Source organism: Kocuria salsicia (assembly GCF_007681555.1).
In the GTDB taxonomy this organism is placed as follows: Bacteria; Actinomycetota; Actinomycetes; order Actinomycetales; family Micrococcaceae; genus Kocuria; species Kocuria salsicia.
Genome location: NZ_VELE01000005.1, coordinates 1 through 25,927, shown reverse-complemented (window position 1 = coordinate 25,927; position 25,927 = coordinate 1). Strand labels below are relative to the sequence as shown.

21 protein-coding genes are annotated in these 25,927 nt (G+C 66.2%); 16 read left to right on the top strand and 5 right to left on the bottom strand.

Going from position 1 to position 25,927, the window contains the following annotated elements:
- Nucleotides 1–15 precede the first annotated feature (15 nt).
- From FS770_RS08730 to FS770_RS08685, 10 genes are all read left to right on the top strand, one after another.
- On the top strand, nucleotides 16–1,269 hold the full coding sequence (locus FS770_RS08730; RefSeq protein WP_094393256.1) for a glycosyltransferase 87 family protein: 1,254 nt from the start codon (nucleotides 16–18) through the stop codon (nucleotides 1,267–1,269).
- 11 nt (nucleotides 1,270–1,280) lie between these two features.
- The gene (locus tag FS770_RS08725) at nucleotides 1,281–2,423 is read left to right on the top strand and encodes a hypothetical protein (protein ID WP_145011213.1); all 1,143 of its coding nucleotides are present in this window, start codon (nucleotides 1,281–1,283) and stop codon (nucleotides 2,421–2,423) included.
- Between the two features lie 65 nt (nucleotides 2,424–2,488).
- Nucleotides 2,489–2,908: a TM2 domain-containing protein gene (locus FS770_RS08720; RefSeq protein WP_144941554.1), complete on the top strand. Its 420-nt coding sequence runs from the start codon at nucleotides 2,489–2,491 to the stop codon at nucleotides 2,906–2,908.
- Nucleotides 2,909–3,037: 129 nt separating this feature from the next.
- On the top strand, nucleotides 3,038–3,343 hold the full coding sequence (rpsF, locus tag FS770_RS08715; RefSeq protein WP_055084970.1) for a 30S ribosomal protein S6: 306 nt from the start codon (nucleotides 3,038–3,040) through the stop codon (nucleotides 3,341–3,343).
- A gap of 127 nt (nucleotides 3,344–3,470) precedes the next feature.
- Complete coding sequence (locus FS770_RS08710) at nucleotides 3,471–4,106, top strand: single-stranded DNA-binding protein (protein ID WP_094393259.1); 636 nt, start codon at nucleotides 3,471–3,473, stop codon at nucleotides 4,104–4,106.
- A gap of 66 nt (nucleotides 4,107–4,172) precedes the next feature.
- Nucleotides 4,173–4,409 carry a 30S ribosomal protein S18 gene (rpsR, locus tag FS770_RS08705; RefSeq protein ID WP_055084974.1) on the top strand — a complete coding sequence of 79 codons (237 nt, stop codon included), beginning with the start codon at nucleotides 4,173–4,175 and terminating at the stop codon, nucleotides 4,407–4,409.
- A gap of 20 nt (nucleotides 4,410–4,429) precedes the next feature.
- A complete protein-coding gene (rplI, locus tag FS770_RS08700) occupies nucleotides 4,430–4,879 on the top strand; it encodes a 50S ribosomal protein L9 (RefSeq protein ID WP_055084976.1) in 450 nt (149 codons plus the stop codon).
- Nucleotides 4,880–5,085: 206 nt separating this feature from the next.
- Entirely contained in the window at nucleotides 5,086–5,391 is a 306-nt protein-coding gene (locus tag FS770_RS08695) for a hypothetical protein (protein WP_055085003.1), read from the top strand.
- 353 nt (nucleotides 5,392–5,744) lie between these two features.
- Nucleotides 5,745–7,052, top strand: a complete 1,308-nt coding sequence (gene dnaB, locus FS770_RS08690) for a replicative DNA helicase (protein ID WP_055085005.1) — start codon at nucleotides 5,745–5,747, stop codon at nucleotides 7,050–7,052.
- A gap of 125 nt (nucleotides 7,053–7,177) precedes the next feature.
- The gene (locus FS770_RS08685) at nucleotides 7,178–8,527 is read left to right on the top strand and encodes a threonine/serine exporter family protein (RefSeq protein ID WP_186366738.1); all 1,350 of its coding nucleotides are present in this window, start codon (nucleotides 7,178–7,180) and stop codon (nucleotides 8,525–8,527) included.
- An 88-nt stretch (nucleotides 8,528–8,615) separates the two neighbouring features.
- Here the strand turns inward: FS770_RS08685 and FS770_RS08680 are convergent, their stop codons facing one another.
- Complete coding sequence (locus FS770_RS08680; RefSeq protein WP_145011206.1) at nucleotides 8,616–9,119, bottom strand: FBP domain-containing protein; 504 nt, start codon at nucleotides 9,117–9,119, stop codon at nucleotides 8,616–8,618.
- A 526-nt stretch (nucleotides 9,120–9,645) separates the two neighbouring features.
- Here FS770_RS08680 and FS770_RS08675 point away from each other — a divergent pair.
- Nucleotides 9,646–10,788, top strand: a complete 1,143-nt coding sequence (locus FS770_RS08675) for a Fic family protein (protein WP_144941559.1) — start codon at nucleotides 9,646–9,648, stop codon at nucleotides 10,786–10,788.
- Nucleotides 10,789–10,858: 70 nt separating this feature from the next.
- Nucleotides 10,859–12,709: a DNA helicase RecQ gene (recQ, locus tag FS770_RS08670; RefSeq protein WP_145011203.1), complete on the top strand. Its 1,851-nt coding sequence runs from the start codon at nucleotides 10,859–10,861 to the stop codon at nucleotides 12,707–12,709.
- A gap of 28 nt (nucleotides 12,710–12,737) precedes the next feature.
- Here recQ and FS770_RS08665 read toward each other — a convergent pair whose 3' ends face one another.
- Complete coding sequence (locus FS770_RS08665) at nucleotides 12,738–13,586, bottom strand: alpha/beta fold hydrolase (protein WP_145011200.1); 849 nt, start codon at nucleotides 13,584–13,586, stop codon at nucleotides 12,738–12,740.
- 76 nt (nucleotides 13,587–13,662) lie between these two features.
- Nucleotides 13,663–13,956 carry a hypothetical protein gene (locus FS770_RS14095; protein ID WP_244944839.1) on the bottom strand — a complete coding sequence of 98 codons (294 nt, stop codon included), beginning with the start codon at nucleotides 13,954–13,956 and terminating at the stop codon, nucleotides 13,663–13,665.
- 86 nt (nucleotides 13,957–14,042) lie between these two features.
- Between FS770_RS14095 and FS770_RS08660 the strand changes: the two genes are divergently transcribed.
- Nucleotides 14,043–14,774, top strand: a complete 732-nt coding sequence (locus FS770_RS08660) for a helix-turn-helix domain-containing protein (protein ID WP_244944838.1) — start codon at nucleotides 14,043–14,045, stop codon at nucleotides 14,772–14,774.
- A gap of 24 nt (nucleotides 14,775–14,798) precedes the next feature.
- On the opposite strand, the gene FS770_RS08655 is transcribed toward FS770_RS08660, so the two are convergent.
- A complete protein-coding gene (locus tag FS770_RS08655) occupies nucleotides 14,799–15,272 on the bottom strand; it encodes a MarR family winged helix-turn-helix transcriptional regulator (protein ID WP_098055728.1) in 474 nt (157 codons plus the stop codon).
- Nucleotides 15,273–15,447: 175 nt separating this feature from the next.
- On the opposite strand from FS770_RS08655, the gene FS770_RS08650 reads away from it, so the two are divergent.
- Nucleotides 15,448–16,740: an MFS transporter gene (locus FS770_RS08650; RefSeq protein ID WP_222126504.1), complete on the top strand. Its 1,293-nt coding sequence runs from the start codon at nucleotides 15,448–15,450 to the stop codon at nucleotides 16,738–16,740.
- 150 nt (nucleotides 16,741–16,890) lie between these two features.
- Here the strand turns inward: FS770_RS08650 and FS770_RS08645 are convergent, their stop codons facing one another.
- Nucleotides 16,891–18,690, bottom strand: a complete 1,800-nt coding sequence (locus FS770_RS08645; RefSeq protein ID WP_145011197.1) for a DUF262 domain-containing protein — start codon at nucleotides 18,688–18,690, stop codon at nucleotides 16,891–16,893.
- Between the two features lie 171 nt (nucleotides 18,691–18,861).
- Here FS770_RS08645 and FS770_RS08640 point away from each other — a divergent pair, with 171 nt between their 5' ends.
- Both FS770_RS08640 and FS770_RS08635 read left to right on the top strand, forming a co-directional pair.
- Nucleotides 18,862–21,735 (top strand): helicase-related protein, encoded by a 2,874-nt coding sequence (locus tag FS770_RS08640; protein WP_145011194.1) that lies wholly within the window; start codon nucleotides 18,862–18,864, stop codon nucleotides 21,733–21,735.
- Between the two features lie 2 nt (nucleotides 21,736–21,737).
- Entirely contained in the window at nucleotides 21,738–25,889 is a 4,152-nt protein-coding gene (locus tag FS770_RS08635; RefSeq protein ID WP_145011190.1) for an Eco57I restriction-modification methylase domain-containing protein, read from the top strand.
- Nucleotides 25,890–25,927: the final 38 nt, after the last annotated feature.

Here is a 25,927-nt window from a genome sequence, read left to right as displayed (position 1 = left end):
CCGAGGAGTACCCGCATGAGCCTGGAAGGTGCGCGCAACAGGTCCGGAGGAAATGCCGGTCTGGTGCTGCTGGGCCTCGGCCTCTACACGGTCATGATGGCCTACCTGCTGCGCATCCCCTGCCGTGTGCCGGACTGGCACATGGCCGAGCAGGTTCCCCAGCTGTGCGCCACCGTGATCGGCACGGGGGACCTGGGCGTGCACTCCACGGACGTGGCCAACGGATTCTTCACCGGTGGACCCACCGGAGACCAGCCGGTGCTCGTGGGCATGATCACCACCATCATCGGGTGGTTCGCCTCCAACCTCTCCTCCCTCATGGGCTTGGACGTGGGGCAGGGCTTCTACCTGGACCTCTCCCTGGTGCTTCTCGCCCTCGTGTGGCTCGCGATCGTGGCCGTGGTCTCCTCGCTCAGCGGCAACCGCCGCACGGACGCGCTGGTCATGGCGCTCGCACCCGTGATCGTGCTCGTGGGCTTCCAGAGCTGGGACCTGTGGGCCGTGCTGTTCATGATGCTCGCGCTGCTCGGCTACGTGCGCGGAAACCCGGCGCTCGCCGGGATCATGGTGGGTTTCGGCGCCTCTGTGGCGTTCTTCCCGGTGGTGGTGCTGGTGGCGATCCTCATCATGGCCGCGCGCCACCGCTTCCTGAAGGACATCGTCTCCGCGCTGCTGTGCGCGGTCATCGCGTGGGCGCTGATCAACGGCACGTACATGATCACCTCCTGGGACCGTTGGCGCGCCCAGTTCGGGGACATGGTTCGCTCGGACACGGAGCGCTCCTCCCTGTGGAACGTGTGGACCTCCGTGGTGGAGCCCCGCACCGGAACGAGCTTGGGCGACGGCGGCCAGTACGTGCTGCTGAGCATGGTCCTGGGCCTCGTGTTCGTCCTGCTCGTGGCGCTGCTGAGCAAGCGCGAGCCGTCCGTGGTGCAGGTCACCTTCCTGCTGCTCGCCCTCTACATCCTGCTGGCCAAGGAGTACTCGCTCAACTACGTGGTCTGGCTCGTGCCCCTCGTGATCCTGTGCCGGCGCAACTGGATCGAGTTCGGCCTGTGGCAGGTGGTGGAGATGCTCTACTGGGCCACCGTGGTGCTGCCCTCCTCCGCGTGGCCCACCTTGCCGTGGATCGAAGAGTTCGGCTGGAGCGCCCAGGACCTGCTGGCCGTGGTGCGCTACCTGTTCCTGATCTACCTGGTGGTGGCCGTGGTGGTGGACATGTTCCGCGGGCGCAAGGCGGCGGCGCTGGGCGCCTCGGCCGTGCAGTAGGGCGCGCACCGATGACCGACGGAGAGCGGGAGTCCTCCGCGCCCGTGAGCATCCCCGCGTGGAACACCCTGCGGCGTCCCCTCGCGCTCATCCTGGCGGTGGTGGTCGTGACCGTGGCGGCGTGGGCCGCGGTGGCCAACTACGTGGTCGTCGCCCGGGATCCCCGGGCACCGGTGGACGCCTACCTCGGCCACCTCGAGAACGGCAGCTCCCGCCAGGTCCTCGCACCCCTGCTCGTGGGCGGCGGCCAGAACCTCGCACAGCTGCTCCCCAACCGGGTCTACCGGGCGGCGGCCGACCGGCCGGTGGGGCACGATGTCGTGGGCACCATGGTGCAGGGCCGGCACGCCGTGGTCTCGGTGGACGTCCACCTGGGGGGCGGCTCCACGGTCCGGCGCACCTACACCGTGGAGCAGGTCAGCGCGTGGGGCCCGTTCAACGACGCCTGGCGCCTGCTAACACGCGACGACACCAGCGTGGAGGTGCGCATGCCCGGGCCCCTGGACGCACTCGCGGTCAACGGGGAGAAGGTCCGCCCGGACGCCGGGCACGTCACGTCACCGGACTCCTCGCGGCCGCACGCACGGGCCTGGCGCTTCGAGGCGCTGCCGGGACGGTACGACGTCGCGCTGCCGGGTGACTCCTACCTCCTCACCAAAGAACATGCCACTGCAGCAATATCTCTCACCGACCCGCGCCCGGCGGTGACCGAGGAGCTCACGGTGGCACCGTCCCCGCGCATGTGGCAGTCGGTGGAGACCGAGGTGCAGCGCACGCTCGGGGCGTGCGAGCGGGATCTGCAGTTCGACGCCGCGTCCTGTCCCGTGCCCCGGGAGCTGGAGCGGGCGACGTCGTCCGCGTCCGGGACCGCCAGCGCCTCACCGGACGAGGGCGGGCTGTCCGGGGGAGTCTCCAACGTCCGCTGGGAGGTGACATCCCGGCCCTCGCTCCTGCTGCAGCCGGACGCCGAGGAGCCCCTCGCGTTCCACGCGGCACGGTTCCGGGCGACCCAGGCGAAGGTGACGTGGCTCGAGAACGGGCGGCAGCGCAGCGGCACCGTGCGGTTCGGGATCGACGTGAGCGCCCGGAGCACCGGCGAGGAGCTCACCACCGAGGTGCGGTTGCGCTCAGCGCTGACCGACGCCGAGAAGTGAGTTTCACGCTTTTACCATGGAGGTGGCTGCACCACGGCAGCCGGGGACGAGGAGAGGGGTCCGCCATGGCCGATGAACCCGAGTACTACAGGGCCGAGCCGCTGCCCCCGCGCGACCAGAGTGCCCGCGGCTATGGCCAGGGCAAAGGGTTCGGACCCTCGGGCGGTTCCAGCCAGTGGGGCCAGGGTTGGCCCGTGAGCCAGCCCGTGAATGTCAACGTGGTGGGCGGGAAGTCCACCGTGCTCGCCTACGTGCTGTGGTTCTTCCTGGGTCAGCTCGGGATCCACAAGTTCTACCTCGCGCAGCCCGTCCAGGGCATCTTCTACCTCCTGCTCGGCCTGATCGGCTGGGCCACCGTGGGCATCCTGGTCGGCTGGATCTTCCTGGTCCCGCTGTGGATCCTCATGTTCATCGACCTCTTCGTGATCCCCGTGCGCGTGGCCGTCCTCAACGCCCGGCTGGCCCGCCGGGTGGGTGGCTACTGAGGCGCCGCTGTAGTAAAGTAGGCAAGTCTGTGTGCCGTGCGTTCCACGTTGCCGGCACCGACATACGCACAGAACCTCCTGCTGTGGAGAGACCGCAGCCGCTTAGCCCGAAGGAGGTGGGTTCTTTACATGCGTGAATACGAACTGATGGTCATCCTCAACCCCGAGGTGGAGGAGCGCGCCGTCGAGCCGACCCTCAAGAAGTTCCTCGAGGTCGTCACCAAGGAGAACGGCACCGTCGACAAGCTCGACATCTGGGGCCGTCGTCGCCTGGCCTACGAGATCCAGAAGAAGTCCGAGGGCATCTACGCCGTGGTGAACTTCACCGCCGAGCCGCAGACCGCCAAGGAGCTGGACCGCGTCCTGAACCTCAACGAGGCCGTCATGCGCACCAAGATCATCCGTCCGGAAGAGCAGAAGATCCACGGCAAGTGAGTTGAGCGTGCACGTCCATCCGGACTGCACACCGCGTGCCCACGAACGGGGTCCCGCACCCCGACCGTGACATGCTTTTCAACTCACCGTGTCTCGTATCCAGCGTCCACAGAATCCGGAGGTTCACATGGCTGGCGACACCGTCATTACAGTGATCGGAAATCTGACTGCCGACCCCGAACTGCGCTTCACGCCGTCCGGAGCCGCCGTGGCCAACTTCACCGTTGCGTCCACCCCGCGTGCCTTCGACCGGCAGAGCAACGAGTGGAAAGACCAGGAAACTCTTTTCATGCGCTGCTCCGTCTGGCGTGAGGCCGCGGAGAACGTCGCGGAGTCCCTCACCAAGGGCACCCGCGTGATCGTCCAGGGACGGCTCAAGGCACGCTCGTACGAGACCAAAGAAGGGGAGCGCCGCACCAGCACCGAGCTGGAAGTGGACGAGATCGGCCCCTCCATGAGGTACGCGACCGCCAAGGTCAACCGGAACTCGCGCGGCGGAGGCAACTCCTACGGTGGGAACCAGGGCTTCGGCGGCGGTCAGGGCGGCTTCGGTGGAGGCCAGAGCAGCAACCAGGGTGGTTTCAACGACCAGCAGGGTGGCGGCTTCGGCGGAAACCAGGGCGGTCAGGGCGGCGGGTTCAACGGGAACCAGGGCAGCCGTGGCGGCCAGCAGCAGCGTCAACAGGGTGGTGACCCGTGGGGCCAGTCCTCCGGGGGCAACTACGACTGGGGCGCCGACTCCGAGGACGAGCCTCCCTTCTAAACCTCATCACAACCACCCATCCCGCAGGTGCGCCTGCGGGCTCCGCACCAGAAAAGGAGCACCACGATGGCCAAGGCTGAAATCCGCAAGCCGAAACCAAAGCAGAACCCGCTCAAGGCGGCCGACATCACCGAGATCGACTACAAGGATGTCGCCCTTCTGCGCAAGTTCATCTCCGATCGCGGCAAGATCCGCGCTCGCCGTGTGACCGGCGTGTCCGTCCAGGAGCAGCGCAAGATCGCCCAGGCGATCAAGAACGCTCGTGAAGTGGCACTGCTGCCCTACTCCGGCGCTGGCCGCTGATCAGAGAGGACTGAGAATTCATGGCAAAGATCATCTTGACCCAGGAAGTCTCCGGGCTCGGTTCCGCGGGCGACGTGGTGGACGTGAAGAACGGCTACGCCCGTAACTTCCTGTTCCCCCGCGGCTTCGCGACCCCGTGGTCCCGCGGCGCCGAGAAGCAGATCGACTCCATCAAGCAGGCCCGCGCCACGCGCGAGCTGCACTCCCTCGAGGATGCGCAGGCGCTCGCCGCCAAGCTCACCTCCACCACGCTGACCGTTCCGGTCAAGTCCGGTGCCGAGGGTCGCTTGTTCGGCACGGTCCGCGCCGGTGACATCTCCGCCGCAGTGGAGAACGCCGGTCTCGGCTCCATCGACAAGCGTCGCGTGGACCTCACCCAGCGCATCAAGACCACCGGTGTCTACCAGGCCGTGGTCCACCTGCACGAGGACGTCAACGCGAACATCGAGTTCGAGGTCGTGCCCGCCTGATCACCAGGCGATCACGCACCGCGCGCTGAGGAACTGCCCTCCGTGTGACGGCTCAACGAAGGAACCCCGTGGCTTCGGCCGCGGGGTTCCTTCGTGTCCAGGGCGGGTGAGCCGTGGTGCTCGACGATCCCACCCGCGTGGACACGTGCGTCGCCGCGCCCGTCCAGTCACCGTGGAGCGGGGCATGGCACCATGTCTGGGTGAGCATGAGAGCCTCCCGTCCGAGAACCGGCAGAAAACTGTTCTGGGCCGCATTCGCGTGCGCGATCCTCACCCCGCTGCTCTTCCTGGGAGGCTTCACGACCGGCAACGGCTTCGGGTCGCATACAGCCATGACGATCCTGTTGGTGGGGATGGTGCTGAGCGTGGTCACGTCCCTGGTGACGTTCGTCATGGGGGTCGCGGGAACCGTGGCGTTCCCGGCGCTGCGCGGGCGCTACGTGCTGGTGCTGGTGCTGTCCGTGGTGTTCTCGCCCCTGCTCTGGCTGCTGCTGTTCGCGCTCTTCGCCTGAGTTCTTTCCAGAGGGGGCGGGTTTTCCACAGCCGAGTCCACATGCTGTGCACACTTCCGCACGGTGTGTTCCACAAGATCTCCACAGAGTTTTCCACAGGTTGTGAATGACTGACCTCGCCGGGGTACGACGACGCCGGCTGGTCGCCCGTGGCCCCCACCGGGGGACGGCTGGGGGAGCTGGAAGCCAGCCGCGCGGCGGCGTCGTCCCGGCTGCGTGACGGCGCTTCTGCGCGTCTGAGGGCGGTGCGAGAATGTACCGGGCGCCGCACCGGGTGGGCGCCTCCGACGTGATGAAAGTGGGTAAGGGTGTCCGAATACTCCTCCGGGCCGCGCGAGGACTACGGCCGCACCATGCCGCACGACAACCAGGCCGAGCAGTCGGTGCTGGGCGGGATGATGCTCTCCAAGGACGCCATCGCGGACGTGGTGGAGGTGCTGCGCGGCGTCGACTTCTACAAGCCGGCGCACGAGAACATCTACGATGCCGTGGTCTCCCTCTACGGGCGCGGCGAACCGGCGGACGCCATCACCGTGGGGGACGAGCTCACCAAGAACGGTGAGATCGAGCGGATCGGCGGGATCGCGTACCTGCACTCGCTGATCGCCTCGGTGCCCACGGCCGCGAACGCGGGGTTCTACGCGGAGATCGTGCGCGAGCGCGCCGTCCTGCGGCGGCTCGTGGAGGCCGGGACCAAGATCGTGCAGCTGGGCTACGCGCACGACGGTGAAGTGGACGACATCGTCAACGAGGCCCAGGGCGAGATCTACCAGGTAGCCGAGCGGCGCACGGCGGAGGACTACGTCCCGCTGAAGGACGTCATGGAAGCCACCGTGGATGAGATCGAGGCCGCGGGCAGCCGCTCCGGGATGCAGGGCGTGCCCACCGGGTTCGTGGAGCTGGACGAGCTCACCCACGGGTTCCAGGGTGGGCAGATGATCGTGATCGCGGCGCGACCGGCCATGGGCAAGTCCACGCTCGCGCTGGACGTGGCGCGCTCCGCGTCCATCAAGCACGGGATGACCTCGGTGATCTTCTCCCTGGAGATGAGCCGCAACGAGATCGCGATGCGTCTGCTCTCCGCGGAGGGCACGCTGAACATGCAGGACCTGCGCGCGGGCACGCTGCAGGACGACCAGTGGGCGAAGATCGCGCAGATCATGGGCAAGATGAACGAGGCGCCGCTGTTCATCGACGACTCCCCGAACATGTCCCTCATGGAGATCCGCGCCAAGTGCCGCCGGCTCAAGCAGAAGCACGACCTCAACCTGGTGATCCTGGACTACCTGCAGCTCATGAGCTCCGGGAAGAAGGTGGAGTCCCGTCAGCAGGAGGTCTCCGAGTTCTCCCGTGCCCTCAAGCTCCTGGCAAAGGAGCTGGACGTGCCCGTGGTGGCGCTGTCTCAGCTGAACCGTGGCTCCGAGCAGCGCCAGGACAAGAAGCCGCAGGTGAGTGACCTGCGTGAATCGGGGTCAATTGAGCAGGATGCGGACATGGTCATCCTGCTGCACCGCGAGGACGTCTACGACAAGGAGTCCCCGCGCGCCGGTGAGGCGGACGTGATCGTGGCCAAGCACCGCAACGGTCCCACGAAGACGATCGTGGTGGCGTTCCAGGGCCACTACTCACGGTTTGCGAACATGGCGCTGGAGGGGTTCTAAAGTCTTCAGCTCCCCGTCTTGTGCTGCGTCGCGGGCGAGCCGAGCTGCGCCTTGCGTCCAACCTCCCACACCCTGGGATCGCACCCACCTCGCCCGTAACCGCCCCGTCCCACTACGCTTGGTCGGTGCTCACCACCGAACAGGCTGCTTACAAACTCGCCTTCCAGATTGCGGACGCCCTGATTCGCAGCGGGGCCGGGTCCGCCAACACCACCAAGTCCCTGCTGTCGATCTTTCGCAAGACGGACCTTCGGGACGTCACGGTGAGCGTGGGCCTGGGGCAGGTGACCATCAGCCACCAGGATGCGCCGGACGAGGCGCCGAGCACTCGCGTGTTCGAGTCCCAGCCCGGGACCCTGGACATCCAGCTGCGCACGGCCACGGGCGAGGTGCTGGAGGACTTCGTGCTCGGCCGGATCTCTGCAGAGGAGGGGATCCAGCGCATGGACGAGATCCTCGCGGAGTCCCGGCACATCGGCCACCGTCTGACGATGACCGGTTTCGCGATGTTCGGTGTCGGGTTCGCTCTCATCCTGGGCGGAAGCTGGCCCACCGCCATCACGGCCGCGATCGTCTCCGCGGTCGTCTACGGGGTCTACGCCCTCGTCCAGCGCGTCAAGGCCCCCGAGGTCTTCAGCCTGGCGGCCGGGGGGCTGACCGCGGTGCTGGGGGCGACCGTGGCGGGGGTGCTCTTCGACATCACCCAGACGGCCGTGTGCATCGTGGCCGCGCTGGCCGCGTGGCTCGCGGGGATCGCCGCGTACGGTGCGGTGCACGACGTCATCACCGGGTGGTACGTCTCCGCCTCCGGGCGCATCTTCGAGGCCATCACGAGCACTGCCGGTCTGGTGGCCGGTGTGACCATCGGGATCCACGCCATGCGGCCGCTCGTGGGGGACTCCGTGGACTACATCGAGACGCTGCAGATGGACGACTCCCGCTGGGCCCTCACCGTCCTTGGTGCCGCCGTGGTCTCCGCCGGTTTCGCGCTCGCCTCGGGTGGTCGTGGGTGGAAGCTGGTGTCCCTCGGACTCTTCGGCGGTCTGGTGCAGCTGGGCGTCCTGGCCATCACCTCTCTGGGCATCAGCTCCTTCGGTGCCATCCTGATCGCCTCGATCGTCGCGGGCATCCTGAGCGTCACCCTCACCCGCGCCCTGAACCTGGCCTCGAACGCCACGCTCATGGTCGTCCTGCTCCCGCTGTTCCCGGGAATGCTCGTCTACCAGGGTGTCCTGGGCGTGATCTTCGGCCTCGAAGACGCCGGGGAGAACGTCCTCGAGGCCGCGATCACCGCATTCTGCCTGTGCATGGGCGGCATGCTCGGGCAGTACGTGGCGTCCGAGATCCTCTGGGCCGGGCGGCGTCGCCAGTTCGTGCGTCACCACCCGGGCCAGAAGTTCCGCCGCGAGATGGCGAACGAGGAGAACTTCAGCGACATCATGGTTCCGATCTTCTCCAAGCCCTTCACCAGCTGACGCGGGCGCAGATCAAGCTGGGGCGGTCCGCGCTGCGCGCCCGGCGGCGGGGTGGGTCCTGCCCGCGTCCGCCCCGCCGCGGAGGCCGCTACTTCCCCATGGCCTCGGCCACGCGCTCCACGAGCCCTCGCATGTTGGCGAGCGTGCGCTCTGCGCGCTCCTCCGGGCTCATGGTCTCCTCCATCTGCCGGATGCCCTCGGGCTTCCGCCGCCCCAGTGTGTAGTCGCTGCACGCCAGGTTCGAGCACACGTAGGTGCCCACGGAGTTGTAGCGGTCCTTCGCGGTCTTGGAGCGCTGGATCGATACCAGTGAGACGCCGCTGGCCGGGTGCAGCGTCAGACAGATCTGGCACATGCGGGCGCCGCCGCTCGTTTTCTGCGCGTTCTTCTCGAGCACCAGTCCGCGCAGCCCGTCCTCGGTCTCGACGACGACGTAGCCCGCCCGCGGCGACTTCGGGTCGTACCAGCCCAGGAAGATCTGGGACTCCCAGTCCCCGTGGAGCACGTCCTGCGGGATGTTGATGCGCTGCGCGGCGCCCTTGGAGCAGTTGACGAAGCTCTTGCGGATCTCGGTTTCTGTATGCGTATTCATGTTATTTGGTCCTTCGAGGATTGCCTTTCCCTGCCTGCCACGTGCGGGTCAGGACGGCGCGCGGGCGCCCGGGTGTCAAGGGGCGCGGTGGGGGAGGGCGGCGTCGTCGTGCCGTGTGGTGCGGGAGGGCGACGGCGTTCGGCGCGCTCGTGGAGCACGGTCGCCGCGGGGAGGTGGAAAGGGGTGGGTGAAAGCGCACGACGGGGTGGTCTTCACCCGCCGCGTCCGGTCAGCGCTGTCTAGTGCCGGCGTTGAAGAAGCCGGCAACCCCCTGACGCACGAAAGCCTCGTTCCTCCACGGCTGTGGATCTCGAAAACGTACGGGGACAGTTTAGCTCCACCGTGGGGCTGCCCACCACCTCGCATCGGGTCGCCCAGAAGGGTATCCCGCTGGAGGTGAGCGTCAAGTTCCCATACTCGTAGAAGTCAAGAATTTACAAGTGGGTATTGCCTCCTTTCCCCGTGTTTCTAAGGGGCAGAGGCTCCGATGTTCAAATCTGTCTGATCCCCGGATAAATTTTGATACATGCAACCCATGGTCTTCCCCGAGGTCGATTTCGCGAGTGCGCTCGTGACGGATCTGTTCGCCCTGGAGCGGGTGCGCGTGGATTTTCGTACTGAGCACCTTGATGACCCTCTTGGCCTGGAGCTGCGCAGGCTGTTCCAAGGTCTCACGAGCGTCATGTCGGCACGCATCGAAGGGAACCGGACCACGGTGGCGGATGTCGTGGCCGAAGCCCGGCGGGCCGCGGCCACGGGAAAGCCAGCAGCAGACGCCGTGCGAGAGATTCTGCAGCTGGAGCAGGCAACTGACTACATGGACGAGTTGGCAGCCCATGGAAGGCTGTCCCTGACTCATGGGCTGATCCGTGAACTCCACCAGCTCGCTGTGCAGGGACTCGAACGTGAGGGTGACGAGCACCCGGGCAGCTATCGAACAATCCCCGTCGGGATCGCTGGAGCGTCCCACGTCCCGCCCGCACCAGGGTCCGTCCAGGCGGACATGGACCAGCTCCTGGAGTTTGCAAACAAGGAAGTGCCCGCACAGCACCAACTCCTCCAGATCGCGCTGGTCCACCACCGGTTCGTCTGGATACATCCGTTTGCCAATGGTAACGGGCGGGTCTCACGCCTGCTGACGTACGCCATGCTGAGCAACCAGGGCTACACCTCCAGGAGCGCCGCGCGTCCGCTCAACCCCACAGCCGTTTTTGGTGCCGACCGGCAGTCGTACTACGACCACCTCGCGGGAGCGGACTCCCTGAGCCCGGAGGGGGTGCTGGCCTGGGCCGGGTATGTGATCCACGGCCTCAAGGACGACATGGACAGGGTCAGTCGGCTTGCTGCCCCCCGCTTCATTTCCGAGGAGGTCGTGGTGCCCTCGGTCAATGCCGCCCTCGCGGCGGGGGAGCTCACGGAGACGGAGGCAGATGTGATCTACGCGGTGGCGCGCCAAGGGAAGGCCAAAGCGGGCGATCTCGAGGACGTGATCAAGGGGTCTCCGTCGAACAGGAGCCACCGTCTGCGCCGCATGGTCGAGTCCGGGTTGCTACAGAAGATGTCAGGGCCGGGGCGGTACGTGGTGAGTCTGCATCGCAACGTTCTGACCAAGCACGTGGTGCACCGCCTCAACCAGTTGGACATGCTCCCGGCTATCCTGCGTGACTGAGGCGCGGGACTGTCCACCCGACGGCAGGTGAGCGCACAGTACCCCAGTGCTCAGCACCTACCCTGGAGGCATGACTTCCACCGCCACTGCCACCACACCCCTGGGCGTCCTGCAGGAGGTCTTCGGCTACGACGCCTTCCGCGGTGAGCAGGCGGAGATCATCGAGCAGGTGGCCGGCGGCGGGGACGCCGTGGTGCTCATGCCCACCGGCGGCGGCAAGTCCCTGTGCTACCAGATCCCCGCGATCCTGCGGCAGGGGACGGGCATCGTGGTCTCCCCGCTGATCGCCCTGATGTCCGACCAGGTGGCGGCGCTCGAGGCCGTGGGTATCCGCGCCGCGTACCTCAACTCCACCCTGGAGCCCTACGAGGCGCAGGAGGTGGAACGGCAGCTTCTCGCCGGGGACATTGACCTGCTCTACATGGCCCCCGAACGGCTCATCCTGCCGCGCACCGTTGAGCTGCTGAAGCGCGCACCGATCGCCCTGTTCGCGATCGACGAGGCGCACTGCGTCTCCCAGTGGGGGCATGACTTCCGCCCCGACTACATGGGGCTGTCCGTGCTTGCGGACGCCTTCCCGGATGTTCCCCGCATCGCACTCACCGCGACCGCCACCCGGGCCACCCACCAGGAGATCACCGAGCGGCTGCGCATGGAGAACGCGCGGCACTTCGTCTCCAACTTCGACCGCCCCAACATCCAGTACCGGATCGAGTCCAAGGACCGCGCGAAGGACCAGCTGCTGCGGCTCATCCAGTCGGAGCACCCGGGGGAGGCGGGCATCGTCTACTGCATGTCCCGCAAGAGCGTGGAGTCCACCGCCGCGTGGCTCAGCGCCCGCGGGGTCGACGCCATGCCCTACCACGCGGGTCTCGACGCCGCAGTGCGCCAGGACACGCAGATGCGGTTCCTGCGGGAGGAGGGAATCGTCGTCGTCGCCACGATCGCGTTCGGCATGGGCATCGACAAGCCGGACGTCCGCTTCGTCGCCCACCTGGACCTGCCCAAGAGCATCGAGGGGTACTACCAGGAGACAGGCCGCGCCGGCCGCGATGGTATGCCCGCAACGGCATGGATGGCGTACGGCCTGGGTGACGTGGTCAACCAGCGGCGCATGATCGACCAGGGAGACGGATCTGACCTGTACAAACGCAATGCGCGCTCGCACCTGGACGCCATGCTCGCCCTGTGTGAGACCACGGACTGCCGTCGTGTGCAGCTGCTGCGGTACTTCGGCCAGGACTCCGAGCCGTGCGGCAACTGCGACACGTGCCTGAACCCGCCCAAGGTCTGGGACGCCACCGTGCCCGCCCAGAAGCTGCTGTCCACGCTCATCAGGCTGCAACGCGAACGCGGTGAGCAGTTCGGTTCCGGCAAGGTCTTCGACATCCTGCTGGGCCGCAGCAACGAGCGCACGGAGGCGTCGCGCCACCAGGAGCTGAGCGTGTGGGGGATCGGGAAGGACCTCTCCGAGCGGGAGTGGCGCTCGGTACTGCGGCAGCTGCTTGCCCGCCGGGTCGTGGAGGCCGTCGGTGATTTCGGCGTGCTCGTTCCCGGCCCGGAGGCCGGACCCGTGCTGCGCGGTGAGGGCACCCTGGAGCTGGCGGTGGACAGGGCGCCGACGGCGCGCGCGAACGGACGCGCCCGCAGCGGCGGGGGCAGCGGGCGCTCACGGGCCGCAGACACCCTGGACGAGGCCGCGAAGGAGACCTTCGAGGCGCTGCGGGAGTGGCGGACATCGGTGGCCAAGGAGAAGCAGATCCCGCCCTACATGGTGTTCTCGGACGCCACGCTCGTCGGCATCGTGGAGGCCACCCCGGCCTCGACTGCGCAGCTCAGCGGCATCAGCGGAGTGGGCGCCAAGAAGCTCGCCGAGTACGGGGACGCCGTGTTGGAGGTGCTGGGCTCCTCGGGGTCCTGACGGCGAGAACTGCCCCGGCCGTTCGGCGTCAGTCGGAGGTGGTAGAGGATATGCGGTCCACGATGGCCTCGGCCACGGCGGGGGCCTCGCGCTCGGGCAGCCAGTGCCCGGCATCGAGCTCGACGAACTTGTACGGCGCGTGCACGTACACCTCGGTCTCCTCCGCGGCCGTTCGGCCCAGGGCGGGGTCCCGGTTGCCCCACACAAACGTAGTGGGCATCGTGATGATGCCGTTTCCAGCATTCTTACCGGTCACGCCGTCCTTGCGCAGCATGGCGCGGTACCAGTTGATGGGCCCGCGCAGGTCGTCCGCGGTGGCGAAGCGACGCTCGTAGCGTTCCGCGGCCTCCTCGGGGATGCCCGCACGGCGGGTGAGGGTTCCCACGCGACCGGCGAGCAGACGCTCCGGTGCGGCGGGGATCTGGAACATGCCGATGTACCAGGATTTCTTGAGCTGGTCCGGGGTCTTGAGCGCGTGCCCGAGCGCGGTGGGGTGCGGGGTGGACAGCACGGTCAGCGAGGTCACCCGCTCCGGTGCGCGCAGGGCGATGTCCCAGGCGAGCACCCCGCCCCAGTCGTGGCCCACCAGGTGGAACCGCTCCGCTCCGGCCTCGTCCGCGAGGGCCAGCGCGTCCCCGGAGAGCTCCTCGCGGCGGTACGCGGCCAGCTCGGTGGGTCGGGCGCCCGGGGAGTACCCACGCTGGTCCATGGCGAGAGTGCGCAGCCCCTGCGCGTTCAGCCGCGCGGCGACGTCGTCCCAGCCGCGGGCGTCCTGCGGGAAACCGTGCAGCAGCAGAACCACGGGGCCGTCCTCCGGGCCCTGGTCGAGCACGTCGAACGTGAGTCCCTGTCGTGTGAAGCTGGTGATCCGAGTCATGCCTCCACCCTATGGCGCACGGAGGGGCTCGTCAGCCGTGGCCCCGGACCTGGGGTGGGTCTGCGGCGGAGCGGGTCTAGAAGAACCCGATGACGCGCCCAATGATGACCAGGACGGTGAACGGTGCCACGACCACGGCCAGTCCGATCAGCACGACCTTGTCCACGGCGCCCTCACCGGGGCGCTCGCGGTCGAGGTGCTCTCCGGGCGGGAGCCCGTGGTGCGGGTGCTGCGCGCGGCGGCCGCTCACCGGGAGCTGCCCGTGTACCTGTTGAGCCGCCAAGTGCGGTTCGTGGCCGTCACGCAGGAGGTGCACCGCCGGATCGCCGCGCGTCAGCTCGAGCAGCTGGAGACGGACCGCCGCCTCCACGAGGTCTTCACCCAGCTGACCCTGGAGGCCGCTCCGGTCCAGCGGATCGTTGCAGAAGCCGGGCGGCTACTGGGTGCCGAGGTCGTGTGGCGGCGGCGTGCGGCGTCGCCGTGCTCGATGCGCTCGCGTGGGCGCTGGGCTGGGAGCGCACGACGGCGCTTGCTGGCCGTCTCGGCGCTGCGTCCGTGGCCGTGCTGGTGCCGCTGGCCGTGCGCACACCTTTGGACGCCGTGGTGGAACGGGTGCTTACGGCGACGGAGCAGCGCCTGGAGGGAGCGTGGCGGGTGCTCGCGGGGGTCTCCGAGCCAGAGTCGGGGATGATCGGCGCGGCCGCCCGCCTGGACGAGGCCGGAATGATCGCGGAGGCCGCGGTGTCCCTGCTCGCGCGGGACGGTTGCGCGGAAGGTGGCCCCTCGCAGGACGGGACCGTGGCGGACCGCGCGGCACAGCACGACGCCGCCCGGTCCGGTTCTGTGCGCTCCGGTTCCGCTCGGCGGCGGCGCTTCCGCGCACAGGACGCGCGGCTGCGCGGGCTGCTCGCGATGTTGCGCGGGGACGAGCGCGTGCAGATGTTCGCGCGCGCGGAACTCGGGAGCGTCCTGGACGTGGAGCGCCACGAGGACCGTGAGCTGTTGACACAGTTCCTGGCGTGCGGCGGGAACAAGAGCCTGCTGGCCCAGCGGATCCACCTCTCCCGCCCGGCGCTCTACGGGCGGCTGGCCCGGCTGGAACGCAGGCTGGGGGTGTCGCTGGACGATCCGGGGTCGCGGACGTCCCTGCACGTGGCGCTGCTGATCACGGAGGTGGAGGGGTGCTGAGGACGGCCCGGGCGGCGTCGTGCGCTAGGACTCGGTGGGGTAGTCGCGCGGCCAGCTGTGGCCGAGGGTGGCCTCCACGCTCTCGTTGAAGCGGCGGGTGAGACGGGCCAGCGCGGTGACGTCCTCCTGCGGCCAGTCCGCAATGAAACGCTGGTAGGACTCGCGGCGGACCTCCAGTTCCTCCGCAAGACGGTGCACGCCCTCCTCGGTGGGTTGGTGCTTCTTGGCGACGCCGCCCTCAGGGTCCTTGATGCGCTCGATCAGACCGCTCTTCATGGCGGCTGCGACCTGCCGGTGGACGGTGGAGATGTCCAGACCGAAGGACTGGGCCAGCTCGGCCACGCTCATGGGGCCGCCGGCCTGCAAACGGGCGAGGAGCACGGTGGAGCTGCGGTCCAGCGCCTCCCGGCGGGACTGGGGTGGTGCTCCCTGGAGGGCGTATCTCGAGAGCAGCATGTTCTCGTAGACGAGTTCGCTCACTGAGTCATCGCTGTGCACGGTTCCATCCTTTCATCTCCGGGTGGACGGCTTCCGAGGGGCTGCCGCCGTGGCAGCTCTCAACGGTAGGTGGGGTGGAAAGGTGGCGGAGCGGCGTCGCCGGCAAAAATTGCATAATACAAATCCTGGGGTAATATCTTGCACTATACAAACCCAAAAACTCCAGGAGGTGCCCGTGTCGGTCGACGCGAAGGACGACGTTCCCACAGGTCAACTGCCGGTTGTGGTGGAGCAGGCCACGCCCGGTCCCGCGCACTCGGCGGGCCCGGCACGGCTGGTCACTCCCACGTTCGTGGTCGCGTGGGTGGTCAACTTCCTGCAGTACCTGACCTTCTACATGCTGGTCACCACCATGGCGCTGTACGCGGTGAAGAGTTTTGCGGCCTCGGACGCCGTGGGCGGTTTCGCGTCCAGCGCGTTCGTGGTGGGGGCGACCGTCGCGCGGCTGGTCTCCGGATACCTCGTGGACATCCTTGGCCGCCGGAAGATGCTGCTGATCGCGCTCGTCGTCGTGGCCGTGGCGTGCGCGCTGTACCTGCCTGCCGGGTCTCTGCCCGTGCTGATCGGGGTGCGTCTGCTGCACGGTTTCGGGTACGCGTTCGCGAGCACCGCCGTCATGACGATCGCGCAGTCCGTGATCCCCGACTCCCGCCGCGGCGAGGGCACCGGGTACTTCGCGCTGGGCACCACGCTGGCCACTGCGGTGGGGCCCGCGCTGGGGCTCTTCCTGGTGGGCTCGCTGAACTACACGTGGCTGTTCTGGACGACCCTCGTCACCGCCGTGCTCGGCCTGGTGCTGGGCATCTTCCTGCGGGAGCCCCTGGTCAAGCGTGAAGCCCAGGCCAACCAGGAGGTGGACAAGCAACGCGCGGCCTTCTCGCTCAGCGACATCGCCCACCCGGCAGTGCTGCCCATCGGCTCCTTCATGCTGGTGGTGGGCGTCTGCTACGCGGGCGTCATCACCTACCTCAACGCCTATGCCGAGGACCGCGGAGTCACCACCGGGGCCGCCCTGTTCTTCGTGGCGTACGCCGTGGCCATGCTGATCATGCGCCTGGTGCTGGGCAAGGTGCAAGACCAGCGCGGGGACAACGTGGTGGTCTACCTGGGCCTCATCTGCTTCGCCGTGGCTCTGGGCATCCTGGCTGTGGCCACCCAGGACTGGCAGGTGGTCGTGGCCGGCGCCATGACCGGTCTGGGCTACGGCACGCTCATGCCGGCCGCGCAAGCCATCGCCGTGAGCGCGGTGCCCGCCCACAAGCTGGGCACTGGCATCTCCACGCTGCTGCTGCTCATGGACGTGGGCGTGGGCATCGGCCCCGTGATCCTGGGCCTGCTGCTCTCCGCCACCGGGTTCGGCACCATGTACACGGTGCTGGCGGTGCTGGTGGTCGTGGCGGCGCTGCTCTACCACGCGGTGCACGGCCGGCACCCGCACGCGAAGCGGGGACGGCTGGCGGTGGACTGACGGTCGCTCTTTTGGGGGGCTCGTGGCGTGTGCCGCGGGCCCCTTTTGGTTGTGTGGCTGGGCGGGGGCGACGACGGTGCGTGGCCACGGGTGCGCGCGTCGTCGCCCCTGCATCGGCTTGGTGAGGCCCTATCAGCCCATCTTGTTGAGCTATGCGCTGGGCAGCGGGAAACGGGTAAGGGCGCGATCCACCAACCGCGTGGTGCGTTCCTGGATCTCTGTGGGGCCCCATGTGTCCCTGTCGGCCAAGTCCGCGTTGAGCGGGATGCCGTTGCGGTAGCCGATGTAGTTGCCGTTGCTGTCCCGGTGATCCCGTTTATCCAGGAAGCCTTGGTTGCCGAGGTTGCTGTTGTACACGCTGAACGTCAGGTTTCCGAGCTTGTGCGCGAAGTTGGCTTGGGCTTGAGCTGCTGCATTCGCTCCTCCGAGCATCTCGATCCATGCTGCCGGAAGGTTTTCTCCCTGGGGCAAGATGTGCTCGATGGTCCACACGTACCGCCCCGATTGGCGCTCCCACAGGTCTCGCCGCGTTTCATTCGTCATCCCCTGTTCCGAGAGCGACGTGAGGACGAACCGTGCAGCGTCGATGTTCTCGGTGTAGAGGTCCTGCTCGAGGCGTGCGCGGAATGTCGCATCATCCGAGGAGTTCTGACGCAGGGCGTCCGCGATGACGTGCAGAATGCCTGCTCGATCTCGGTCCTGCGATTCTTTAATGATCCCCATGAACAAGCGGGGTAGGGCGTAGGTGGCTGGATAGCCCGTGACGTTGCGGCGGGCGAAGAAGTTCACCAGCTCGCCGGTTACATCGATGAGGTCCTTCTCGCTGAGGCCTTTATTGTCCGCGTGAGTCTGCAACCACAGCAGGAGCACGAAGGACGGGGCCGCCTGGACTCGGTTGAGGTCCCGATAGGCGGCGTCCAGCTGTGTGGGATTCGCCGGTTTCTGAGTGCAGGCGATGCGTCCGAAAATGGCGCTGGCCGCGACCAGTCGCGTGATTTGGTCGGTCAGGTTGGCCTTGAAGAGGGTCTCGTAGATGCGAATAAGGTTTTTCTTCGTGGCCAGACTGGCGTTCGGTACCTCCGGAAGCTCTGAACTGAAGGCGTTGTAGTAATGGCGGAGGAAGCGCTCGTGCACGTTGTACGAATCACCGAGGTTGCGCAGCATTGTGTCCCAGAGAGCGAAAGCATTGTCCACGCTCATGGTCTTGCGAGCGTCGGAAAGGGACAGAAACTGATTCTTGATGAGATCCACCGGGGACAAGGGAAGGCCGCGGTTGTTGAGCGACTCGAAGAGTGTGAACGCGTCTGAGGCGGTGGACACTTCGATCTTTACGATGATGGCTTCATTGGCGGCTTCCATCATGCGGTGAGCTGCTTCTTGAGGGCTGGTGGCCTGGGTGCCCGGAGTTTCGGGTTCCACGGCAAGCTCCAGGATGGCCTCTCGGAGGTAGGCGAAGCAGCGGGCGATCCTTCGAAGCCCGTAGTACGACGGTGCTGGAGCGTCCACTTTCAGACCCGCGCAGTGAAGCATGTAGAGGTAGTCCGCCCTGTTATCCCCTTGAGTCTGCAGAGACAGTCGCGGTGACTTGGTGGCGGGCACGATGAGCTGGCGTCCGAGGTTGCTGAGGCTGAAGAGCTGTTCTTCGTCGAGATCAGCCCGGTGGTCCGAGAGAACGCTGTAGCACGCCGCCAGCAAGATCGAGAGGGTCGTGAGGCGTTGCTGCCCGTCGATCAACTCCAATCGCGGATCCATCGTGTCCGAGGAGTTATTCAGGGAGATGATCGTCCCTAGGAAGTGCTGCCCTTCGGCCTCGAGGAGGTCCTGAAAGAGGTTCTCCCACTGGGCGCGTTGCCACGAGTACTCGCGCTGGTACGGCGGGATGACGTAGGTCAACCGGCTGGTCGCATCCAGGAGAGTCCGTACGGGGTACTGCGTGGCCGACTGAATCATGCGACTCACAGTACAAGTGACCGCCGACACGTTCAGTGAGCACAGCCGGACTTGTCCACGGGACAAGTACCTGCCGGGGGCGGACCAGGCTACGGATGTGGTGGCGCGCACCCCAGCATGCGTTTGCATTTGTAGACTGCCAGGTAACTGTCCCCCCACACGGAGTCGTTGATGACTGATCAAGCGCTAGACATTGCTCCCGGTGCCATCGTGGAGGTGCGGGATGAGCAGTGGCTGGTGTCCGCGGTGGAGCAGACGGCAGACGGGGAACTGCTCACGGTGCGCGGCGTGAGCGAGCTGGTAGAGGGGACCACCGCGCAGTTCTACCGGAGCATCGATTCCGTCCGCACGCAGGATCCCTCGCAGACCCGGGTAGTCGCGGACACCAGCTCTCACTACGCCAAGACGCGGTTGTGGCTGGAGTCCACGCTGCGTAAGACGTCCCTGCCCATCTCCGATCCGCAGCCCACCTTGACCTCTCATGCGCTCGCGGATGCGCTGACCTATCAGCGCCACGCGGTGGAGAAGGCCCTGGAACCGGGGCGGCTGCGCACCCGGTTGCTCATCGCGGATGCCGTGGGTCTGGGCAAGACGCTGGAGATCGGCATGATCCTCGCCGAACTGATTCGCCGGGGCCGCGGCCGGCGGATTCTGATCGTGACGCCTCGCCACGTGTTGGAGCAGATGCAGCACGAGCTGTGGTCGCGCTTCGCCATCCCGTTCGTGCGCCTGGATTCGGAGGGCGTGCAGAAGGTCAAGCAAAAGCTTCCGGCCACCCGCAACCCGTTCACGTTCTTTGAGAAGGTCATCATCTCGATCGACACCCTCAAGCAGGACCGCTTTATCCACGATCTGCGCAAGCATCACTGGGATGCCGTGGTGATCGATGAGTCCCACAACGTGACCAACCAGGCCACCCAGAACAATCAACTGGCCAACATCCTGGCGCCCAACACGGATGCCCTGATCCTGGCCTCGGCCACCCCACATAACGGCAATAGCGCGTCCTTCGCCCAGCTCCTCACGCTGTTGGAGCCCACGAGCGTGAGCGCCCAAGGAGATATCAGCAAGGCCGCGGTGAGTAACCTCATGATTCGCCGCCACCGCTATTCGGAGGCCGTGAAGAACGAGGTGGGTGATCGCTGGGCCGAGCGCAAAGAACCGCAGAACCTGGCGGTGGAGCCCAGCCCGGAAGAGTTCGCGGTGGGGAAAGAGCTCTCCGCCACCTGGATTCACCCGCAGGGAAGTGCCCCGGTCACCGGCAAGGGGTCACGGTTGTTCCCGTGGACCCTGGCCAAGGCGTTCCTGTCCTCCCCGGTGGCTCTGCAGGCCACGATCGACGCGCGCCTGCGCTCGATCGAGGGCAATGCCGCTGCCGGCGCGGAAGAGGAAGCGCTGCTGCGATTGCGGGACCTCAATGCGGCGTGCCTGCCTGAGGACGGCTCCACACCCCGTTCCGGTAAGTACCGCGAACTTGTGGCGCAGCTGAAGAGTAAGAACGTGGGCCCGCGGTCCACCGAACGCGCTGTGGTCTTTGCAGAGCGGGTCCCCACCCTGGAGTGGCTGCGAGAGCACCTGACGCGGGACCTGAAGCTCAAGCCGAACCAGGTGCGCGTGCTGCATGGCGGTCTCACGGACGTGGAGCAACAAGAACTCGTGGAGTCCTTCAAGCAGGCCTCGAGCCCCATTCGTGTGTTGGTCACCGGGGACGTGGCTTCGGAGGGTGTGAACCTCCACCTGCAGTGCCACGAGCTGATTCACTACGACATCCCGTGGTCCCTGATCCGCATTGAGCAGCGCAATGGCCGTATTGACCGCTATGGGCAGCTGCATTCACCGCAGATCACCACGCTGCTGTTGGACCTGGAGGGCGCGGGGGAGTTCTCCGGTGACATTCACGTGCTCACCCGCTTGATGGAGCGGGAGCGGGAGGCCCACGAGAAGCTGGGGGATGCGGCGTCGCTCATGGGCGCGTACTCGGGTGACGCCGAGGAGAAGGCCATCACCGAGGTGCTGCGCGGCGCCAAGGAGTTCGACGCCGTGGTCCCCGCCCCGGAGCAGGCAGCCGAACAGGATGAGGGTTTCTGGATCGACCTCATGATGAACTCGGGTACCGAAGGGGACACGGGCGAGGCGGAGAACAAGACACAGGATGCTGCGCAAAGCTCCGGGCTGTTCGCCTCGGACGTGGACTACCTCCGGGAGGGGCTCGCAGAGCTGTACGCCGAACCGGACCGGACCCGGGACCAGGGCGGAGTGGGCCTCACCATTGAGCGCAACAACGCGGGCCATCTGCAGGCTCTCACGTTCGAGCCGAGCCCGGACCTCCGCCAACGCCTGCTGGCCCTGCCGCAGTCCTACTTAGAGGAGCGCGGGGTGCTGGACCGCATTCGCTTGACCCCGGATAAGTCCACGGCGGAAGAGCGATTGAGTGCTGCGCGCAACGACGCCAAGGGCACCTCGTGGCCGGACACCCACTACCTCTCCCCGCTGCACCCGGTCCTGGACTGGGCCGCAGATCGTTCTTTGGCCCACCTGGGCCGGGACGAGATCTTCGCGGTGCACGGCGCGGCCCAGCAGCCCACCGTGGTGATGCAGGGGATCGTGACCAACCGTCGCGGCCAGAACATTGCGGTCTCGTATATGAGGGTGCAGTTCCTGGGGAATTACCCGATGGTGCAGCCCAGCGCTTCCCCCGCCGAGCTCTTTGCGGACCTGGGCCTCACCCCAGACATGGTGGGTGTGCCGGTGCAGGAGCCCGAGCAGTACGAACCCCTGATCCCGCTGGCGGTCACCGCTGCCCGCGACTTCATGGAGCAGGGGGTCTCCGTAGCCGCCCACCAGCAGGCGAAGGAGCGCGTGGATGCGTGGGTAGAGCGCATGGACGCGTGGGAGCGCACCGCGGAGGGCGTGGCCGCGCAGACCCAGTTGTTCAAGCAAACCCGTTCCGCGGTGGAGGGTGAGCGCCGGCTGGCGCAGGAGATGCTGCCGGACCGCACCTATGTGCGCCCGTTGCTGGTGGTTGTGCCCAAGGGAGGGAAGTGATCATGCCGTCCAGCGATGCCCTGGTGGTGGTCAACGATTGGATCAGCGAGTTCTACTTCACGGCGGATGAGAATTCCCGCACGTTCCTCGCGGAGACCAAGAAACTTGTCAAGGAGTGGAAACAGGAGGCGGAGGACAACGAGTCCTTCCGCAGCCCGCTGGAGCGCTTCACCTCCTCGCGCCAGCGGGTACTGTCCGAGCTGATTGCCCTGCATGCGGCGGCCGCGGAGCTGCCCGAGAACGCCAGTGCGCAGCAGCGGCGGGATGCGCTGGGACGCGCCTCGGCGGCATCGGCGGCCATGCTGCGGGACGTTCTGGATTACGACGCCGCTCCCCACCGCGGTGCCGGTGCCGTGCGGTGGTATTCGGCCATGGGGACCACGGAGCCGAACGTGGTGGTGATTGATGCGCTCGCCGCGGAGACCGCCGAGGAGCTGCTATCCAAGCATCAGGGGCTGCTCACCGAGGACGCCACACTGGACGAGGAATCCGGGGACCCGATTTCCGGCGTGAGCGAGCTACTGTCCGCGCTGGTGTCCGAGGATCAGCCGCCGCGGTACATGCTGGTGCTGGCCGGGCGCACCGTGGTGCTCACCAGCGAGGACGGATGGCCGCAGGGCCGGTACCTCGCGGTGGACGTCCAGACGATTGCGGAGCGCGGTGACACCAAGTCCGGCGGCGAGATCCAGCGCATGCTCGCGTGCTTGTCCGCTGCCTCCGTGACCCCGGATGCGAACGGGATCATCCGGTGGGATGAGCGCCGCGAGGAGTCCGTGCGCAATGCCGTGGGCGTGTCCAAGGACCTGCGGGAGGGCGTGCGGGAGTCCATTGAGATCATCGCCAATGAGGTGGTGTCCCGCCGCAAGGAGCAGGGGCTGGCGCCGCTGCGGGATGACCAGGCCCAGGTGCTCGCTGTGCAGTCCCTGCGGTACCTCTACCGGATTCTGTTCCTGCTGTACGCGGAGGCCAGCCCGGAATTGGGTGTGGTGCCCACGGGTGATCCCGAGTACGAGGCCGGCTATTCCATCGACCGGTTGCGCGAGCTCACCCTCAAGCAGCTCACGTCCCGCTCCGAGCAGGGCACGCACTTCTACGCTTCACTCAAGGTGCTGTTCGACCTCGTGGAGAACGGCCACAGCCCCGATGCAGTGCCGGAGCACGAGGCCGCCGCGCACGCCGCGCGCGAAGGCCTCACCTTTGAGGCGCTGCGCTCGGACCTGTTCCGGCCGTCCCGCACCCATCTCATTGACGAGGTGCAGCTGGGCAACAAGGCCCTGCAGCGGGTGCTGCAGAACCTGCTGCTCACCAAGGAGCGCCGCGGGAAGGACCGTGGGTTCATCAGCTACGTGGCCCTGGGCATCAACCAGCTGGGCGCGGTGTACGAGTCCCTCATGAGCTACACGGGTTCGTTTGCCAGCGAGACCCTGGTGGAAGTGGCCAAGCGCGGCAACCCGGCGGATGGTTCGTGGGTGGTGCCCGAGGATCGCGTGGACGAGGAGCTGCGCGAGCACGTGGTCATGACGGAGGATGATCTGGGCCGGGAGTTCCCCCGCACCTATCACTTCGGAGAGTTCGTGTTCCGGCTCTCGGGGCGGCAGCGGCAGCAGTCGGCGTCCTACTACTCGCCCAAGGTGCTCACGGAGTTCACGGTGCAGCAGGGCCTGGAGGAGCTGCTCACGGAGGACCTCTCCGCCCAGGACATTCTGGGTCTTTCGGTCTGCGAGCCGGCGCTGGGTTCAGGCGCGTTCGCCATCGAGGCGGTGGGTCAGCTGGCCGCTGCTTACTTGGAGCGGCGGCAGGCGGAGCTCGACCAGAAGATCGACCCCGAGGACTATCCGCGCGAGCTGCAGCGCGTGAAGGCCTACATTGCGCTGCACAACGTCTACGGCGTGGACCTCAACCCCACCGCGGTGGAGCTCGCGGAGGTGTCCCTGTGGTTGGACACCATGTCCCGGGGCTTGAAGGCACCGTGGTTTGGGCTGCGCCTGCGCTCCGGCAACTCGCTGGTGGGCGCGCGGCACTCGGTGTACGACACCTCGGTGGTCACCAAGGCCACCCCCAAGGTCCGAATGACGACGACGCCGCGTCACGTCCCCCTGGATCGCACCGTGGATTCGACCACGGGGATCTTCCACTTCCTCTTGCCCGCCGAGGGCTGGGGGGCGGCGGGTTCCAACAAGGAGATCAAGAAGCTCGCCCCCGAGCAGGCCAAGGCGCTGCGGGAATGGGCCAAGCGGGTGCACCGCAAACCCACGAAGACGGAGATCAAGGAGCTCACCTCCCTCACGGAGCGCATTGACGAACTCTGGCAGCTCGCCAAACGCCGCATGGTGGAGGCGGAGCACCAGTCCCGCCGGTCCATCGACGTGTGGGGAGCGGACGTGGAGCCCGGGGGCTCGGTCACGCGCGAGGAGATCGAGGCGTGGCTGGAGGATCCGAACTCCGCGTACCGCCGGCTGCGGCTCATCATGGATGCGTGGTGCTCCCTGTGGTTCTGGCCCGTCACGCTGCGTGAAGATGCTCCGGAGCCGCCCACGTTCGAGGAATGGCTTACGAGCATTCGAAAAATCACGGGCTCAAAATTCACCGTCAAGTCCAACCAGCAAGCGGAGTACTTCGGTAGGAGCGAAACTGAATGGGAAACGCTCCAAAACATTGAGACCATGTTCCCCGCCGACAGGGCCATGAATATAGACAGTCTGCTCTCGGAGACTCCGTGGTTACGTGAGGCTCAGCGGATTGCCAAGGAGCAGCGGTTCTTCCACTGGGAGCTGGACTTCGCGGCGGTGTTCTCGCGGGGTGGGTTCGACTTCCAGGTGGGGAACCCGCCGTGGGTGCGGCCAGATATAGATATGACAACACTGCTGGGAGAAAGTGATCCCTGGTGGGTGCTCACAGATGGGGCCGATGAAAAAGCTAAGCGGACCCGTCATGAGCAGACATTGCAACTGTCTGGCGCAAAAAATATAGTGCTTTCCAGTTCAACCGAAATGACTGCGTTGGCGGAGTACTTCGGGGCTTCGAGCGAGTATCCCGAACTGCAGGGAATGCGCCCAGATCTTTACCGCGCTTTCATGGCACAGGCATGGCGCCATGGTGTAAGTGGCAGCTCAATCGCGTTAATCCACCCTCCGACGCACTTGCTGGACGCCAAGGGTGGGAGCCTGCGTCGTATGACATACAGGCGGCTTCGGAAAAATTGGATATTCATCAATGGAGAAAAACTTTTCGATATCGACTCCAAAAAAGAATATTCAGTATGCGTCTATGGAAATGAACGGGAGCCCAATTTTGCGTATAGTTATGGTCTGTATCACCCGCTGACTGCATCTGGTTCGGAATTCCACAATGGAGATGGCCCTGAGCCGGGTATGAGTAATGAGGCGGGAAGGGATCTTAGACCTCACGCAAGTCGTATTCAACGAGTGGATCGAGATACCTTAATGGGCTGGCATGCGCTGCTTGAGGGTGGGGCATCTGAAACAGCCGTGGAGGAAACCAGAATGGCCTTCGCGGTGAATCGTTCAACAGCAACAACCTTGCGCCGACTTACCGGGGTGCCCACATTAGGCAAGTTGAACCTTCAGTTCAGTGATGGAATCAATCAAACCAATGGTGCACGGGATGGGCTATTCGAATCCCGCTGGGGCCGCGTCAATTCGTGGGATGAGGTAATCCTTCAAGGGCCATACTTTCATGTAGGTAACCCTTTCTCTGCTTCCCGAAATAAGACCATGCGCGGGAATCGTGATTATAGCCGTGTAGATCTCGAATTACTGGCCAGGGACGCCCTGCCTGTAACGGAATTCAAGCCGAATCGTGAATACATGAAAGGAGGGGCGTCCCCTCGGCGTTACGATAGCGCTTACGGCACCTGGAGCGTTGAAAGACCTTCTTCATCTGAAGCAGCGCAAGCCGTGCCAGCAAGGCATTTCTATCGGGTAATGTGGCGATCTATGGCCAAACCCAACGAGCGAACCCTTATCCCGGCTATCTACCCGCCCGGGGTGGCCTCTGTGCATACTGTCTTCGGTGCCAGCGTGTTTGATGGCTGTTCAGTAAATTTACCTTTGTGTGCGGCGAGCATGAGTTCGCTCATCTCGGATTTTTGGGTGCGATCGACCTCTGCGGGCTCTTCAGGATCCAGGGTGTAGTCGCGGCCTGAACCCGCCGGTCTCCAGGAGCGATCTGG